Genomic DNA, 16,137 nt, shown 5'->3' on the forward strand with positions numbered 1-16,137 from the left:
GCGCCTCAGGTTACATTGAAACGAAACTCCACCACGTCGCCGTCGTGCATGATGTAGTCCTTGCCCTCCTGGCGGACCTTCCCCTTAGCCTTTGCCTCGGCAATCGAACCGGCCTCGACCAGATCACTGAAGGACACAATTTCAGCCTTAATGAAGCCACGCTCGAAATCAGTGTGAATCACGCCGGCAGCCTGCGGGGCCGTAGCACCCTTCGGAATGGTCCAGGCGCGAGACTCCTTCGGGCCAGCGGTCAGGTAAGTCTGCAGACCAAGAGTGCGGAAACCAGCGCGAGCAAGCGAATGCAGACCCGGCTCGGTCTGGCCAATTTCAGCCAGGAGCTCATTGCGGGATTCCTCATCCAGCTCCAGAAGGTCCGACTCAGCCTTGGCGTCGAGGAACACACAGTCCGCCGGTTCCACAGCAGCGGCCAGATCCGCGCGGCGGTTCTCGTCGGCAAGCACTTCCTCATCAGCGTTGAAGACGTAGAGGAACGGCTTTGCGGTGAGCAAGTGCAGCTCGCGCAGAGCGGAGAGCTTCACGTCATCGGAAGCTGCGAAGAGAGTGCGTCCCTCTTCCAGCACAGCGAGAGCCTGCTTGACGGCTTCAACCTCACCGACCTTTTCCTTATCCTTCTTGGCTTCCTTTTCCAGACGCGGCAGCGCCTTCTCAATAGTCTGGATATCAGCCAGGATAAGCTCGGTTTCAATCACACCGATGTCAGAGGCCGGGTCAACCTTGCCGTCGACATGCACAACGTCATCATCATTGAAGACACGGACGACCTGACAGATAGCGTCAGCCTCGCGGATGTTGGCGAGGAACTTGTTACCAAGACCTTCGCCCTCCGATGCACCCTTGACGATGCCGGCGATGTCCACAAACGACACCGTAGCCGGAAGAATACGCTCGGAGCCGTAAATTTCGGCGAGCTTATTCAAACGGGGATCGGGAAGCTCCACAACGCCGACGTTCGGCTCGATGGTGGCGAACGGATAATTCGCAGCCAGCACATCGTTGCGTGTCAAGGCGTTAAACAGGGTTGACTTTCCGACATTGGGCAGACCGACGATTCCAAGTGTAAGACTCACATTGCTCATCTTACGGGCTCGGGGAGAAAGATTTGAACTCGCCCTAACTTCGTGAAGTTGCCCCCTATCCCCTCCGAACCCCCATAATGAATACGTGAGCAATAAACCCAATGAAGGCGAAGAGTGGACTGCGCAGTCCGAAAAAGACGCTATCGATCACGTAATGGGATCGGAGCCTCTGCGGATAGAACAGTCTCTGTCTATCCCCTCCGACGCCCATAAGTCAGCGGCAACGCAACCGGATCTGCCGGAAGATGCTGAAAACCTCGATGAGCTTATGAGCGAAAATGACTCCGAGTCCATCGACCGCGCCGACGTCATTGGCGAGGGCGCCCGATGGTTCGCAGGTTGGTGCCTGCGTTTCCTCATCACCGCAGCGGCGCTGTACGTCAGCGCTATGATTCTGGGAAAGATTTGGGCTGGCGTTCTGCCGATTCTGTTGGCTTTGATTGTCTCCACGGTGCTGGCCCCGCCCGCCGTGTTCCTGATGAAGCACCGCTGGCCCCGCGCACTCTCCGCACTGACGGTCATCCTAGGCGCGCTGGCGCTGCTTGGCGGCGTTGTCGCGTTCCTCGCACCGACTGTGCAGTCGCAATTCCCAGAATTGCGTCGCCAGTTCACCGACGGCATTCAGGAAGTCCAGAACATCATTCAGGCTCCACCATTTAACGTCAAGGATGAGCAGATTCTCGACGCACTGGACCAGGGGTCCACATGGCTTCAGGAGCGCTCCGGCGATATCGCCAACACAGTCTTCCAGGGCATCTCGGTGGTCTCCTCGGCCGCCGTAACCTTGATGGCAATGCTGGTTCTGACGTTCTTCTTCATCAAGGACGGCCAAGACTTCCTGCCGTGGCTCCGCCGCCTGACTGGACGTCGCCTCGGCTGGCATCTCACGGAGGTGCTCACCCGCTCCTGGAACACGCTGTCGGGTTACATCCGCACGCAGGCTATCGTTTCGCTTATCGACGCGGTCTTCATCGGTGCCGGTCTTGCGATTTTGAATGTGCCGCTGGCAATGGTCCTGGCCGTGGTGACTTTCTTCGCTGGCTTCATTCCTATTGTCGGTGCGTTCACCGCCGGCTTCATTGCGGTGGTTGTCGCACTTGTTGCCAACGGCCTGACCACAGCAATCTTTGTCTTGCTCATCATCATTGCCGTCCAGCAGATTGAGGGCAATATTCTCTCCCCGATTCTGCAGTCCAAGGCTATGGACCTGCACGCCGCAATCGTCCTGCTGGTTGTCCTACTCGGTGGCGGTATCTTCGGCATCATCGGCGCCTTCCTGGCGGTGCCGGTCACTGCAGTCGTCGCGGTCTGGTTCCGCTACCTCGGCGACCTCACTGATTTGCGTACGGGCGACAAGACTGCAAAGGATATCGAGTTCGCCACGGACGCCGGATCAATCTCCGGCATTCAGATTGAAGCTGCCGGCCGTGCGATGCGCGACCGACTGGCTTCGTTCCGTCTGGGCAGTGATGACTCCGACAGCTCCGCGGAGAGCGCTGTGAAGGCAGATGCTCGCACCGCCGGTAAGGTTTCCCCCGATGCTGGTCCGACCAAGCAGGAAGAGGGAACGATGACCAAGGCCTTCCACAAGGTCACTGAAGTCGTCTCCGGGCCTTTCTCTAAGAAAAACAAGTAGGGCGAGATTCCAAGACACGGGCAGGCTCTTATACCGGGCTTGCCCGTTTTTATCACTAATAACCGGTAGGATACGCATTCGTGTCGAACAGATCAGCAATAACCCGTAAAGGCAGTGGGAACAAACCCCTGCTTCCACGCGTGCCAATGTTTGTGCCGCCGTTGCTGATGCTTCTGGCCGGAGTTTTTGGTTTGCTCTTTTCTGTTCCCAACGGTTCGCTTGGCAAGCCCTACTTCATTGCTTTTGCCGTGGCTGCTGTCGCCGGAACACTGTTGGTGGTTCCTCGCGGCCTGGTAGTTACCGTCGCTCAAATCCCCATTTTGTTCGCGCTTGTCACGTTTTTCACAGCGTGGTTTACCGGTTCTCTCGCCGATCCCGAAAATGGTGGCGCGACCGCGACGACCTCTAAACGCGCTCGCCTGGTGACCTCGGCATATCCCATCATCCAGCAGTTCCCGTGGCTGCTGATCTTGATGATCATCTGTGTCATCATCGCAGTATGGCGTTACCTCGAAATCACCCGCACCCAGGAGAAATCCCTCAACACCCAGCGCAAGGCCGCTAAACAGCGCCAGCATCGTGACGAAGCCGCTGTCGAATCCAGCTCTCAGGTGCGCCGTCGTCTCGCCGAATCTGATCGCCGCGTAGCTTCTCGCTCTCAGGAACGCCCTGCTTCACGACGTCCCGCTGCGGACATTATCCGAGATGCCGAAGCTCGCCGCCAGGCGCGCCAGCAGGCTGCACGCTCTCGGCAGGAGACTTCTCGTTCTGGTGCCCGACCGGCAGCGAGCGCCAGCTCGGCATCGCGCAACGCCGAGCAACTGCGTGAGCGACCAGTTGACCGCTCTGGGGAGCGCGCCCAGCAGCGCTCGAATTTCGCACAGCGGGCCCAGCAGCCAACATCCCGTTGGCAGTCTCGCCCGCATCCGGGACAGGCGCAGTTCACTCAGGATTCCACTTCGCCGAACTCGACTAGACAGCAGCCTCGTCGTCCGATTGAACGGCCAAACGCACCGCAGCGGCCAACGCAGGAGTTTCCCCGTCGTCAAGCGGCAGGAACGGCACGGATGTGGGGAGAACAGTCTTCGCCGGAGTCTCGGTCCGAAAAGCCTCAACAGAGTCCCGCACGCCCGGGGAGCAACCACCGTCGCACCGAGGAGTGGCCACCGCGACAGCAGCGCCCTCGCCAGGAACGCATAACCGGGCGCGATAGCAGGTCTCGTTACCGCAAGTAGCTCGGGCTTGCACTTTTACCGTCACAGTTGCCCACAGGCAGATTTAGCCTGTGGGCAACGTGCGTTTATTAGCAGGGCGATCCGCACCATCGTGTAAGTGTTGATGTATGTCGAAATTGGAAACGTCGGCCGAGAAACCGGTTCAGGTTCGACGCCTGAACCAGTTAGTCAAGGACTACATTGAGCGCCTTGGACAGATTTGGGTAGAGGGGGAAATCGCCCAGGTCAACTCCAAGCCGAGCTGGAAGCTCTCTTACATCACTCTGCGTGACACCTCCGCGGAGTTTTCGGTGTCGGTGACTTGTTCTACGGCGGCTCTGCGCAATAATCCGTTGCGCAACGGCGACCGCGTAGTGGTTTTGGGCAAGCCTGCGTTTTATGCCGGGCGGGGGCAGTTTTCCCTGTGGGCTACGGAGTGGAGGCCCGTGGGGTTGGGGCAACTATTGGCGCGGCTGGAACAGCTGCGCCAGGCGCTAGCGGCGGAAGGACTTTTTGATCCACGGCTGAAACGCCCTCTGCCCTACCTCCCCAACAAGATCGGGTTGATTACTGGTCGCGGTTCGGCGGCTGAACGCGATGTGCTTTCGGTCGCGGGTGCCCGCTGGCCCGAAGTGGATTTCCGGGTAATCAACACAATTGTGCAGGGCGCCAAGGCTGTTCCGGAGATTATTGAGGCGCTTGCACAGCTCGACGCCGATCCGGAGGTTGATGTCATCATCGTCGCCCGTGGCGGTGGCAGTGTCGAAGATTTGCTGCCTTTTTCAGATGAGGCTCTGATTCGTGCGGTGAGTAAGGCGACAACACCGATGGTTTCTGCAATCGGGCACGAGCCGGATACTCCGCTGTTGGATTACGTCGCTGATTTACGTGCTGCCACACCGACGGATGCAGCAAAGAAAACAGTGCCCGATGCTGCTGAGGAACGACGCCTCATTGCACAGCTGCGTGAGCGCTCCTCGGCATCCCTGCGGCGATGGGTTGACCGTGAAGTAGCTACTCTGAGGGATTTAACGTCGCGGCCGGTACTGCGCGATCCGCTCACTCCCATCCGCGTGCGTGAAGAGTTTGTCACGGCGCAAGTGGATCGGCTGCGTTTTCTCATCCACCGCAGTCTGGAACGCGAGGAGGCAGTGGTATCGGGATTGCGCGGCAAGGTTTCAGCACTTGGCCCCTCTGCCACACTCGCTCGCGGCTATGCCATCGTGCAGGCACAATCGGCTACTCAGCCGGAACCACAGATTGTGACCTCTATTGCAGATGCTCCGATGGGTTCCCAACTGCGAATTCGCGTCAGTGACGGCTCCATCTCTGCAGCGACGCTAGCTACGAAGCCGGCGAATTAGTAAGCAATGACTTTTCCAACCTTGAAGCTTTAACTACTAAATGTGAAGGACGTATTCGCTAATGAATGACAATGTTTTCGGCGCGGGTCAGGCTCCCTCTTCGGAGGAACAGGTACCGGTGGAGAACCTGAGCTACGAGCAGGCTCGAGATGCGCTGGTCGAGACCGTCAAGCTCCTAGAACTCGGACAGATGAGCCTGGATGAATCCCTGGCGCTGTGGGAGCGAGGCGAGGCGCTGGCCCGCCGCTGCGAGGAGCATTTGGCTGGCGCCCGGGCAAAGGTTGAAGCCGCCTTGGCCAGCAAGAATCAGGATGTCTCGGCTTCTGCCGAGAATGTGGGCGATGAGGACTAAAAAGAGACGAGAAACGATCGTCGGTTCATATCGTTTCTCGTCTCTTCGCTGATAGCTGAGTTCAGCTATTTTATGGCTCTAGTCGGGATTACCACTCCAGGTGAGTGCTCGACTCGGCCTACTTTGCTGGTGCCGACGGCATCTCGGACGCAGTCGGCTGCGGCTGTGACGAATCCGGCATTGTCGCGTCCGGATCGATTGGCTCGGCCTTCTGCATAGCCGCCGCCAACTGTGTGAACTCCTCGTCGTTGGCAGTGCCCTCGATAATTGCGCGGGAGTCACCGAGGTCCCCAACCCATACGCGACGCACGTTGTCCTCAGCCGGCTCATACTTAGTCCAGGTTGTACCTTCCACGTCAGTAGTACCGTCCCGGAGACGGTTCTTACCATCATCCGGCAGCTGACCTGCTTCCGCATCTGTTTGCGTGACCTGAATGAATGCTCCGCTAGCGGTGACATAGCCAATAATGGTCGTCTGCTTCCCCGCCGCCATACCCGCGCGGGTCGAGTTTGAAGTCCAGCCCTCAGGCACCTTCGGCAGGCGAACTGGATAGTCCACGCGCCGAGCCTCCACGTTCACGAATGGGGCAGCATCGACTTCGTGCACCGGACCGTTTTCCGGCTTCCCGGGGTTAAAACTGCACAGGCCGGTAAAGCCAATGGTGACAGCCACCGCAAGAAACATCACCACGAGGGTGAGAATCATGTCTCGACTGTCCTGCAAAATCCTAGGTTTCTCATTCGCCACGCGCTCAAGTATGCCAAAGGCCCCGCAACGAACCTAGTCATCATTCGCACCCGCACAGCTGCAGCTAGCAATACTTGATGACGGACGCTGTCGACGTCGTCAAGCGAACTGACACCGGAACAAACTTTTGATAACCGCGTGATGTGGGGGTTTAGCCCTGAAACTCCCCCCACTTTGGCGCTGCGTCCACCCCCGAACACCAAAAAGGTGGAACACTAGTAACAGATGCAAAGGCGCTAAAACTGATGCGCCAAACATCAATCAATAGAAATTGTTGCAACGCTAAACCCCAGTTTCCTGGCGTGGCGTCTCCCAGCACATTCTCAAACCTCAAAAGAGTTCTCAAAAACCACGGAAGGGCCAGAAGTCAATGAACGCCTCGAATCCTGAAGCACCAGATCGCAACCTTGCGATGGAGCTCGTCCGAGTTACTGAGTCCGCTGCACTGGCAGCTGGTCAGTGGGTCGGTCGTGGTCAGAAGGAAAAGGGCGACGGCGCTGCCGTCGATGCCATGCGTCAGCTCATCAACACCGTGGCTATGAACGGTGTCGTTGTTATTGGCGAGGGCGAAAAGGACGAAGCCCCGATGCTGTTCAACGGCGAAAAGGTCGGCAACGGCCAAGGCCCGGCCGTTGACATCGCGGTTGACCCGATTGACGGCACGACTCTGATGGCAGAGGGCCGCCCGAACTCTATCGCTGTTCTTGCTGCTGCAGACCGCGGCTCCATGTACGACCCGTCGGCTGTGTTCTACATGGATAAGATTGCTGTTGGCCCGGAGGCTGCCGGCAAGATTGACATCGAGGCTCCAGTTGAGCACAACATCAAGGTCGTTGCTAAGGCCAAGGGGCTGCGTCCGGAAGATGTCACTGTTGTCGTGCTGGATCGCCCGCGCCACGCTGACATGATTCGTGACATCCGCGAAGCTGGCGCCAAGGTTCGACTGATTGGCGATGGTGACGTTGCTGGCGCTGTTGCCGCAGCTCAGAACACGAACTCGGTCGATATCATGATGGGCGTCGGCGGCACCCCAGAAGGTGTCATCACCGCATGCGCCATGAAGTGTATGGGCGGCGAAATCCAGGGCAAACTGCACCCGCGCGATGAGGCCGAAATTAAGAAGGCTCTCGACGCTGGGCACGATCTTTCTCGTGTTCTGACCACCGATGACCTGGTCGCATCCGACAACTGCTACTTCGTTGCCACTGGTGTCACCAACGGTGACATGCTGCGCGGTGTCGCTTACCGCGGTAACGGCGCGTGGACCCGCTCGCTGGTTATGCGCTCCAAGTCCGGCACCATTCGTCGCATCGAGGCTTTCCACTCCCTGGAGAAGCTGCGCAAGTACGCCAGCATCGACTACGGCAAGGGCGAGATGCCTGACATCGATCTGTAAGTAACTACCCCTTTAGTGGTGCCCTCAGGGCACCACTTTTTTAACAAACTGATTCATACTTGAAGACGAATGCGCTAACGGTTCTGCATCGCATGAAAATTGCATGCGCAATGAGGGGTCGTTCTGCGCGCACTCAAGTTCCCCTAACTGAAAGAGGCAACGAATGACAGAGCAGCAGTTCCGCATCGAGCACGACACCATGGGCGAGGTTAAGGTTCCGGTTAACGCCCTGTGGCGCGCACAGACTCAGCGTGCAGTTGAGAACTTCCCGATTTCCGGCCGTCCGCTGGAGTCTGCACAGATTCGCGCTATGGGTCTGCTGAAGGCAGCTTGCGCCATCGTCAACAAGGAGCGCGGCCTGCTGTCTGCTGAGCAGGCAGATGCCATCGTCGCCGCTGCCAAGGAAATTGCCGAAGGCAAGCACGATGCTGAGTTCCCGATTGACGTCTTCCAGACCGGTTCGGGCACTTCTTCCAACATGAACACCAACGAAGTCATTGCGTCCATCGCAAAGGCCAACGGCGTTGAGGTTCACCCGAATGACCACGTCAACATGGGTCAGTCTTCCAACGACACCTTCCCGACTGCCACTCACGTCGCAGCAACCGAGGCAGCTGTCAAGGACCTCGTCCCGGGACTGAAGGTTCTGCAGGAGTCCCTGGCTAAGAAGGCCAAGGAATGGGAGACCGTTGTTAAGTCCGGCCGCACTCACCTGATGGACGCTGTCCCGGTGACCCTGGGTCAGGAGTTCTCGGGTTACGCTCGCCAGATTGAGGCTGGCATTGAGCGCATCGAGGCCACCCTGCCGCGTCTGGGCGAGCTGCCAATCGGTGGTACCGCTGTTGGCACCGGCCTGAACACCCCGGCGGACTTCGGTGCCAAGGTCACCGCTGAGCTCGTCGAACTGACCGGCATCAAGGAGCTGCGCGAGGCTCAGAACCACTTCGAGGCTCAGGCTAACCGCGATGCCCTGGTCGAATTCTCCGGCGCTATGCGCACCGTCGCAGTCTCCCTGAACAAGATCGCTAACGACATTCGCTGGATGGGCTCCGGCCCGCTGACCGGCCTTGCTGAGATTCACCTGCCGGATCTGCAGCCGGGTTCCTCCATCATGCCGGGTAAGGTCAACCCGGTTCTGTGCGAGACTGCCACCCAGGTCGCAGCGCAGGTTCTGGGCAACGACACCGCTGTTGAGTTTGCTGGCGCTAACGGCGCATTCGAGCTGAACGTCTTCATCCCGGTCATGGCACGTAACGTGCTGGAGTCCGCTAAGCTGCTGGCGAACACCGCACGCGTCTTCGCCGAGAAGCTGGTGGACGGCATCGAGCCGAACGTTGAGCGTATGAAGACTCTGGCTGAGTCCTCCCCGTCGATTGTGACCCCGCTGAACTCCGCCATCGGCTACGAGAACGCAGCTAAGGTCGCTAAGACTGCTCTGAAGGAAGGTAAGACCATCCGTCAGACTGTTATCGACATGGGCTTCGTCGACGGCGAGAAGCTGACCGAGGAAGAGCTGGACAAGCGCCTCGACGTGCTGGCAATGGCCAACACTGATCGTGACTAGTTCTTTCTGAACTCGAAGGTGTGAGAGCACCTTACGCATAAGACCCCGTAGTCTCACTTCGCTGAAAGACTTCGGGGTCTACTATTTTTCCTTAACGTCGGACAAGTTTCAGAGAGTGACTAACTATTCCCACCTATCGCCACACCATCGCATTTCCTCGCCGTTGCGTCGCCGAGTGGTTCTCCCGCCCAGGCGCTGTCACCCGCCTAACACCGGGGCTTCTCCCGATGTCACCGAAATCCGAATCCGCCAACCTCGCCGACGGCACGACCGTATTCTCCATGCCGGCTGGCCTCAAATGGATTGCACGTCACGACCCGGCCGGTTTCCTCCCCGGCCAGAGATTCATTGACGAAGTCACCAGCGAGCCCTTTCGCCGCATCACGGGGTGGAAGCACACCCACGTTCTCTCCGATACTCCGCTTGGCGACGGCAGCGCTGGCACGGTTTTAGAGGACACCGTTGACACCAAGGTTCCGGTACCCGGGTTGGATTCGATGTTCGCCTACCGTGCTACGAAGGTTGCTGGCGACCTTGCGGCCGTCGATAGGCTTTCGGAGTATTTGGGGCATGTGCCGGAGCCGCTGACAGTGGCGATCAGTGGAGCTACGGGGACCGTCGGAACGCAGCTGCGCGCGCTACTGACCACGGCCGGACATGAGGTGATTTTGCTGGTGCGCTCACGTGAACAGACGGGTGTGGACAAGCGATATTGGGATACTGCGGCACCCGCAGCTGACTTGCTGGAGGGAGTCGACGCGGTCATCCATCTGGCCGGCGCACCGATTGCGGGGCGCTTCACGGAGGCGCATCTTCGAAAGGTTCGCCATTCCCGTGTCGAACCAACGCGAGCTCTGGCAAAGCTCGTTGCATCTACTGACAGCGTGAAGGTCGCGGTTGGAGCGTCGGCGGTGGGGTTCTACGGTGCGGATCGTGGCCCAGAGGTGCTCACCGAGGACGCTGGCCCTGGCGCGGAAGCGCAGCGTTACGACGGCAGCGCCGCCGCGGACAGTCTCTCGGCTATTGTGCGCGATTGGGAAAATGCATGGGATCCCGCTCGCGATGCAGGCAAGCGGGTCGTAAACGTCCGCACTGGTCTCGTGCTTGCTGGTGGCGGCGGTCTCTTGCCGCTACTAGCGGGCGTGGTGTTCACCGGGCTTGGAGGCAGATTGGGGTCGGGCGAGCAGTGGTTCCCGTGGATTGCTTTGGACGACCTGTTGGACATCTATCACCGGTCGTTGGCAGATTCCGGCCTTGCCGGACCTGTCAATGCGGTGGTGCCACTGGCTTTCGGAGTGAATAATGCGGAGTTCACGAGGGTATTGGGAGAGGTCTTGCACCGCCCGACGGCGGTTCCGATTCCTTCACTGGGGCCTGCAGTACTGCTGGGCAAACGCGGTGCTGCGGAGTTGGCTCTCGCGAATCAGAGAGTAGAGGCAGCAGCGCTGCAAAAGGCGGGGCACAGGTTCCGCTTCACTTCGCTTAACGACGCCCTGCGCCACGAGCTATTGAAGGAGAGGTAGCCTTCCACCGTGCCTACACAAAACACGAAGGTTGTGTAATTGAATGGCGCGTTGCGACTATCAACAACCCGACCCCTGCGCCTGAGTCCACGGCATCCTGAACAACCCAAAGATGCTCTCTGCATAGGTACTTAAACACCTGTTGACTCATCAACTTGCCATCACATTGCACTCGGTGTAACTTTGCACCTCGTGCAAATTGATGAGAATACCTATCACAGATTGGATCCGGGCCAACACCCCGAGTGCGGTCTCCGGGAGCTCAAAAGGTTTCAAACACACTGCGCTTTGGCCGATGCCGCGACCGCCCTTGTGTTGGATCGCGGATACGACCAAGTCAACATCGAAGACATCTGTCAGCGGGTCAATATCAGTCGACGCACATTCTTCAATTACTTCGACTCCAAGGATCAAGCCATCTTCGGCAACGGCATCATGTCATTCGATGCTGACGATGAAGAGGTATTCCTCGCCCAAATTCACCAAGACCCCATCGCGGACATGCTCGATTTCATCGAGAAAAAGCAGCAATCCCAGCTACTCCGATATAAAGAGCTGGGGGCAACCGAAGAGTTTCACCGTCTGCTCAAGGAGCGTATCCGCGAGATTTTGCGCAATGAGCCAAAGCTATCGACGGTTGTCATTTCGAATTTTGGCAACTCAATGCGCCGCGTCCGTTCTGCCTTTGAGCGCTATTTCGAGATGAATCCACAGTCGCGCACGCACCCCGAGCTGCCCGTCGGGCACGAGGTAGCACTGTCGGTCGGTTTCGTCCGCGAATGCGTGCTGTACTCATCGGCTCATCGGGACGAATTCACAACAGATACACCGCTTCACGACGCCGCCGACGTCGTTAAAAATTTCTGGAGGAGGAATAGTGACAGCTAGCAACACCACTGCTCAAGATCAAACCGACACCACGGTTTCTGACAACAAGTCCCACTTGGGAATCATTTTCTTCGCGCTCATTCTCACTATGCTGATGAGCTCGCTGGGGCAGATGATTTTCGCCACTGCCCTGCCGACCATCGTCGGCGAGCTCGGCGGAGTTGACCACATGTCGTGGGTTATTTCTGCATTCCTGTTGGCACAGACTGTGGCAATGCCGATTGTCGGCAAGCTCGGTGACATGATTGGGCGCAAGGGCCTGTTCATGATGGGCATCGCGCTGTTCATGGTCGGTTCCGTCATGGGTGCAATCACCAACTCCATGAGCCTGCTCATCGCCGCCCGCGCTTTTCAGGGATTTGCTGGCGGTACATTGATGGTTTCCTCACAGGCCATCCTGGCCGAGGTTATTCCCGCACGCCAGCGCGGTAAGTACATGGGCATCATGGGTGCTGTGTTCGGTCTGAGTTCCGTGCTGGGACCAGTGCTGGGAGGCTGGTTCACCGACGGCCCGGGCTGGCGCTGGGGCCTGTGGATCAACGTCCCGATGGGCGTGGTTGCACTATCGGCAGCTGCGGCCTTCCTGAAGCTGCCCCGACGCCAGAGTGAAGGAAACTTCGACTACATCGGCACGATGTTCTTGACTGCCGCTGCCTCGACGCTAATTCTCACCACCACGTGGGGCGGTACACAGTACGACTGGAACTCCGGGGTCATCATCTCGCTTATCGTTGCCTCTGTCGTTTCCTGGGTGCTGTTCTTCCTCACCGAGACTCGCGTTTCCAACCCACTGATTCCGACGCACTTGTTTAATAACCGGAACTTCGTGCTCACGACTGTGTCGGGTCTCATTCTGGGTATCGCGATGTTCGGCACTATGGCCTATATTCCGACCTACCTGCAGATGGTGCACTCAATGTCACCGACCGCTGCAGGTTTGATGATGACGCCGATGATGGTCGGCATGCTGCTCACCTCAATTGGCGTTGGCCAGATTATTTCGCGGACTGGTAAGTATCGCTTCTACCCCTTCGTCGGCCTGATGATTATGGCTGTCTCCCTCTACTTGCTGTCCACGCTGGAGACCACCACCCCGCTGTGGCAGGTTGGTGTGTACCTGTTCATCATGGGCTTCGGCCTGGGCACCGGCATGCAGGTTCTAGTTCTCATCGTGCAGAACTCCTTCCCGGTCGCGATGGTCGGTACCGCTACCGCTGCGAATAACTTCTTCCGCCAGATTGGTGGTGCGGTCGGTTCCTCCATTGTGGGTTCGATTTTCATCCACCGCATGAAGGACCTGGCAGGCGAACGCGTTCCGGCTGCTGTCGAACAGATCAAGGCCGCATCACCGGAGGCTGCAGCAGAGTTCGCAAAGCAGATGGGCCCGGAGGGCTTTTCCTCTAAGTCGATTGGTTCACTGACGCCGCATGTGCTGGATAGCATGCCGGCGCCAATCCATGAAGCGCTGATCTCCAGCTACAACGATGGTTTGACGCCGATCTTCTTGGTACTAATGCCAGTGATTATTCTGGCAGCAATCATTGTGTTCTTTGTTCGCGAGGATCCGTTGAAGGAAACCGTCGAATAATTAATTCGCGGGAGCCGCGGCTCCCGGCAGCTATGCCCCCACCTGGCCGTCGGCGCGGTCGAGCTTGTCCAGAATCGGACGGTTCGGCTCACCGGCGGCTTCTGCTTCTTCCTGGACGCGCTTCAGTGCGCGCTCCTCTGGCTTTTCCAGGAGCTTTTCCAAAATAATGACATCGCGCCACTGCCCCGCCATTGGGCCGTAGGTCATCTTTGCCATGTGGTGGTAAATCCCCACTTCACGGAAGCCGAGCTTTCGATGCAGCTTTAACGATCCCACATTCTCCGGGAAGACCCACGAGTGAATCGACCAGCAGTCGAGCTCCGTGGCATCGTCGATAAGCTTCTGCAGCAGCGTCGCCGCCAGCCCCATGCCCTGCCCGTCAGGATGGACGTAGATGGAGTCTTCGATGACGCCATTGAAAATCGGGCGCTTGGATACCGGCGCTGCCGATGCCCAAGCCAGAATCTTGTCCGGGTTTTCTGCGTCGACGGCGACGTAACACAAATCCACTCGTTTGAGTGCGATGAATTCGTCCCACTCGGGAGCGGAGTGCTCCCAGGACGCGTGCCCCGTATCCAGGCCAATCTCGTAGATCTCTTGGATCTGTGGATAGTCCTCTTCACGCATCATTCGAATCGTGAAATCGCGCTTCTTTTCAGCCATAACTACAAGTGTGGCTAATTTTTCCGCGCACGTCGAACGAAACGGCAAAAATATTGTAAAAAGATTACTTTCGCCTGCGCGGTCGACCGCTTCCACCGCTGCTTCGACGCCCGCTACGGCTACTACGCGCATGCTTTACGACGGCCCCAGCGCGCTGCCGGCGGGCTTGCTTAGCAAGCGTCTTTTCTCGGGCCGACAACTTCTTTGGAGCTTCATCAGCCTTCTTGCGCCCCAACTGCGTGCGCGTCGAGCCCTCCCTGCGCCCCTGGACAATGCCGACGAACTCCTGCCGGAGCTCGTCGTCCTCTACTTTCGGCCACACCAACCAAATAGCTGTCCGAGACAGCGGTTCCGTGGCGCCTTCCTCGGCCACCAAGTTCGATGAGGCCACCGCCTTCTTCGACAGCGCCTTCAAAATCGTGCGAGGTCCCACCACGACACCTGCACCAGTGGCCGCAACGGGCAGCATCTGTCGCAGCTCATCCGGATCCACGGAGGTCAACAGCACAGTTTCGTCCGCCAACAGCTCCTCCGGCACGGACTCTGTGAGGGAGAACACGTGCTCTTTCTCGAAGGCCACGCCCCAGGCTTCGTCGTAAAGCCGGATGCGATGGAGCGACTCGGGCAGCGAGCTTTCGGACTCTAACCGAACCAGCGCCATGTCAGCGGCGCCGCCGACCAGGTCGGACATCGGATCGTCGGCGGCGTGGGTGTGCAGTGTTGCCGGAATTCGATCCCTAAAGCGGCGAAACCACTTCTCGGGACTGGTGCCGGTGGCGAACACGATGCGCAGGACGGCGGGTTCAGGAGTCGACATACTCCGCAAGGTTACTCGAATGGGTGCTAGCGTTGAACCCATGAAACCCCTAACCGCAGCCAAAAAACTTGGCATTTTCCTCCCGGCCACACCCGAGGAATTTCGCACTGGTGAGATTTCGCACGCGCAGTTTGCCGAACTGCAATCCAATCCGCCGGAATGGCTCGCTGAGCTACGCCGCAACGGACCGCACCCGCGTCCAGAAGTTGCCCGCAAGCTGGGCATCACTATCACGGCGTTGAAGAAGAACGACATGGACAAGCCGCTGACAACGGCGGAGATTAAGGATTTGCTCGAGCAGATGCCGGAGTGGCTGGAGGCCGCTCGTGAGTCCATGGCGAAGCAGCGCGTGGAAGCCGCTGAGGCAGAGGCCAAGAAGGACGACGGCCCTGGTCGGGCTGCCGCTGAAGCTGCTCGCAACGCCGAGAATTAGCAGACACAGCTGGCACAGCTGACACAGCCAACACCTTCAAGGAGGATCTCGTGGCCATCGACTACACCGCACATGCAATCAACCACAAGGACAACGGTACGGTTGTCCTGATTGGCTCGCTGGGCACCACACAGGAGATGTGGGAGCCCCAGGTAGCCGCTTTGAGCGAAAAGTACCAGGTCATCACGCCAGATGTCCGCGGCCATGGCGATTCCCCTATCCCCGAGGGTGAGTGGGACATGAGCCACTTGGCCGCCGACATCATCGAGGTCCTCGATGAGGAGGATGTTGACCGTGCACATTTTGTGGGACTATCTCTCGGCGGCGCTATCGCCCAGACCATCGCACTAGAACACGCCGATCGCGTGGTCAGTCTGACACTGTCGTCGACGGCGCCGAAATTCGGCACACCCGAGGCCTGGCAGGAAAAGGCCCAGCTCGTGCGTGACAAGGGCACAGGCGCGCTCGCGGACACTGTCGTCCGCAACTGGTTTACCGACGAGTGCTTCGACACTACCCCTGAGCTCCCCGCCCGCTTCCGCGACATGATCGCAGATTGCCCCGATGACGGCTACATCGGCGCCTGCGGAGCACTCTCTCGCTTCGACACCCGCGAGCGCCTCGCCGAGATCACCGCTCCGACGCTGGTCATCGCCGGTAAGCAGGACACCTCTACGTCTCTCGACGTCGTCACTTCGCTTCACGACGGCATCGCGGGCTCGACCATGGTCGTCATTTCGCCGGCCAAGCACCTGCTCAACCAGGAAACCCCGGAGTACTACAACTCGGCCCTGCTGGCGCACATTGATGGGATTGCCGACTAGCGCGGGTTAAGTAAAGAAAAGTGTGTCTTT

The 16,137-nt window shown here is 58.6% G+C and carries 15 protein-coding genes; 11 read left to right on the forward strand and 4 right to left on the reverse strand.

The features are described 5' to 3' along the window. Window positions 1–5: 5 nt before the first annotated feature. Entirely contained in the window at window positions 6–1,088 is a 1,083-nt protein-coding gene (gene ychF, locus HMPREF3135_RS06330) for a redox-regulated ATPase YchF (RefSeq protein WP_070438780.1), read from the reverse strand. 94 nt (window positions 1,089–1,182) lie between these two features. Here ychF and HMPREF3135_RS06335 point away from each other — a divergent pair, with 94 nt between their 5' ends. From HMPREF3135_RS06335 to HMPREF3135_RS06350, 4 genes are all read left to right on the forward strand, one after another. Continuing rightward, entirely contained in the window at window positions 1,183–2,733 is a 1,551-nt protein-coding gene (locus HMPREF3135_RS06335; RefSeq protein ID WP_049172279.1) for an AI-2E family transporter, read from the forward strand. Window positions 2,734–2,879: 146 nt separating this feature from the next. Continuing rightward, on the forward strand, window positions 2,880–3,968 hold the full coding sequence (locus tag HMPREF3135_RS06340) for a DUF6542 domain-containing protein (RefSeq protein WP_042388835.1): 1,089 nt from the start codon (window positions 2,880–2,882) through the stop codon (window positions 3,966–3,968). 107 nt (window positions 3,969–4,075) lie between these two features. After that, the gene (xseA, locus tag HMPREF3135_RS06345) at window positions 4,076–5,311 is read left to right on the forward strand and encodes an exodeoxyribonuclease VII large subunit (RefSeq protein ID WP_005510622.1); all 1,236 of its coding nucleotides are present in this window, start codon (window positions 4,076–4,078) and stop codon (window positions 5,309–5,311) included. A gap of 61 nt (window positions 5,312–5,372) precedes the next feature. Next, a complete protein-coding gene (locus HMPREF3135_RS06350; RefSeq protein WP_005510689.1) occupies window positions 5,373–5,663 on the forward strand; it encodes an exodeoxyribonuclease VII small subunit in 291 nt (96 codons plus the stop codon). A 118-nt stretch (window positions 5,664–5,781) separates the two neighbouring features. Here the strand turns inward: HMPREF3135_RS06350 and HMPREF3135_RS06355 are convergent, their stop codons facing one another. After that, window positions 5,782–6,411: a DUF4245 domain-containing protein gene (locus tag HMPREF3135_RS06355; RefSeq protein ID WP_005510716.1), complete on the reverse strand. Its 630-nt coding sequence runs from the start codon at window positions 6,409–6,411 to the stop codon at window positions 5,782–5,784. Between the two features lie 370 nt (window positions 6,412–6,781). On the opposite strand from HMPREF3135_RS06355, the gene glpX reads away from it, so the two are divergent. From glpX to HMPREF3135_RS06380, 5 genes are all read left to right on the forward strand, one after another. Further along, a complete protein-coding gene (gene glpX / locus HMPREF3135_RS06360) occupies window positions 6,782–7,807 on the forward strand; it encodes a class II fructose-bisphosphatase (RefSeq protein ID WP_005510610.1) in 1,026 nt (341 codons plus the stop codon). A gap of 163 nt (window positions 7,808–7,970) precedes the next feature. Next, window positions 7,971–9,371, forward strand: coding sequence for a class II fumarate hydratase (locus HMPREF3135_RS06365; RefSeq protein WP_016423173.1), 1,401 nt, complete (start codon window positions 7,971–7,973; stop codon window positions 9,369–9,371). A gap of 227 nt (window positions 9,372–9,598) precedes the next feature. Next, entirely contained in the window at window positions 9,599–10,894 is a 1,296-nt protein-coding gene (locus HMPREF3135_RS06370; protein WP_224783732.1) for a TIGR01777 family oxidoreductase, read from the forward strand. 288 nt (window positions 10,895–11,182) lie between these two features. Beyond that, the gene (locus tag HMPREF3135_RS06375) at window positions 11,183–11,782 is read left to right on the forward strand and encodes a TetR/AcrR family transcriptional regulator (protein WP_246815087.1); all 600 of its coding nucleotides are present in this window, start codon (window positions 11,183–11,185) and stop codon (window positions 11,780–11,782) included. Then, window positions 11,772–13,370: an MDR family MFS transporter gene (locus tag HMPREF3135_RS06380; protein WP_049172271.1), complete on the forward strand. Its 1,599-nt coding sequence runs from the start codon at window positions 11,772–11,774 to the stop codon at window positions 13,368–13,370. The genes HMPREF3135_RS06375 and HMPREF3135_RS06380 overlap by 11 nt, the downstream gene beginning before the upstream one ends. Before the next feature lie 30 nt (window positions 13,371–13,400). Here the strand turns inward: HMPREF3135_RS06380 and HMPREF3135_RS06385 are convergent, their stop codons facing one another. Together HMPREF3135_RS06385 and HMPREF3135_RS06390 are read right to left on the reverse strand one after the other, a co-directional pair. Next, the gene (locus tag HMPREF3135_RS06385; protein ID WP_016423177.1) at window positions 13,401–14,033 is read right to left on the reverse strand and encodes a GNAT family N-acetyltransferase; all 633 of its coding nucleotides are present in this window, start codon (window positions 14,031–14,033) and stop codon (window positions 13,401–13,403) included. Between the two features lie 64 nt (window positions 14,034–14,097). Beyond that, window positions 14,098–14,850 (reverse strand): type 2 periplasmic-binding domain-containing protein, encoded by a 753-nt coding sequence (locus HMPREF3135_RS06390; RefSeq protein WP_049172269.1) that lies wholly within the window; start codon window positions 14,848–14,850, stop codon window positions 14,098–14,100. Between the two features lie 40 nt (window positions 14,851–14,890). On the opposite strand from HMPREF3135_RS06390, the gene HMPREF3135_RS06395 reads away from it, so the two are divergent. Both HMPREF3135_RS06395 and HMPREF3135_RS06400 read left to right on the forward strand, forming a co-directional pair. After that, window positions 14,891–15,283, forward strand: a complete 393-nt coding sequence (locus HMPREF3135_RS06395) for a DUF5997 family protein (protein WP_042389451.1) — start codon at window positions 14,891–14,893, stop codon at window positions 15,281–15,283. Window positions 15,284–15,333: 50 nt separating this feature from the next. After that, window positions 15,334–16,107 carry an alpha/beta fold hydrolase gene (locus HMPREF3135_RS06400; RefSeq protein WP_016423180.1) on the forward strand — a complete coding sequence of 258 codons (774 nt, stop codon included), beginning with the start codon at window positions 15,334–15,336 and terminating at the stop codon, window positions 16,105–16,107. Window positions 16,108–16,137 lie beyond the last annotated feature (30 nt).

The organism is Corynebacterium sp. HMSC14H10 (assembly GCF_001807105.1).
Lineage (GTDB): Bacteria > Actinomycetota > Actinomycetes > Mycobacteriales > Mycobacteriaceae > Corynebacterium > Corynebacterium jeikeium_D.

Coding starts and splice junctions, on each gene's coding strand:
- HMPREF3135_RS06340 (WP_042388835.1), top strand. CDS start 2,880: ATGTTTGTGCCGCCGTTGCTGATGCTTCTGGCCGGAGTTTTTGGTTTG.
- xseA (WP_005510622.1), top strand. CDS start 4,076: ATGTCGAAATTGGAAACGTCGGCCGAGAAACCGGTTCAGGTTCGACGC.
- HMPREF3135_RS06350 (WP_005510689.1), top strand. CDS start 5,373: ATGAATGACAATGTTTTCGGCGCGGGTCAGGCTCCCTCTTCGGAGGAA.
- glpX (WP_005510610.1), top strand. CDS start 6,782: ATGAACGCCTCGAATCCTGAAGCACCAGATCGCAACCTTGCGATGGAG.
- HMPREF3135_RS06365 (WP_016423173.1), top strand. CDS start 7,971: ATGACAGAGCAGCAGTTCCGCATCGAGCACGACACCATGGGCGAGGTT.
- HMPREF3135_RS06370 (WP_224783732.1), top strand. CDS start 9,599: ATGTCACCGAAATCCGAATCCGCCAACCTCGCCGACGGCACGACCGTA.
- HMPREF3135_RS06385 (WP_016423177.1), bottom strand. CDS start 14,033: ATGGCTGAAAAGAAGCGCGATTTCACGATTCGAATGATGCGTGAAGAG.
- HMPREF3135_RS06390 (WP_049172269.1), bottom strand. CDS start 14,850: ATGTCGACTCCTGAACCCGCCGTCCTGCGCATCGTGTTCGCCACCGGC.
- HMPREF3135_RS06395 (WP_042389451.1), top strand. CDS start 14,891: ATGAAACCCCTAACCGCAGCCAAAAAACTTGGCATTTTCCTCCCGGCC.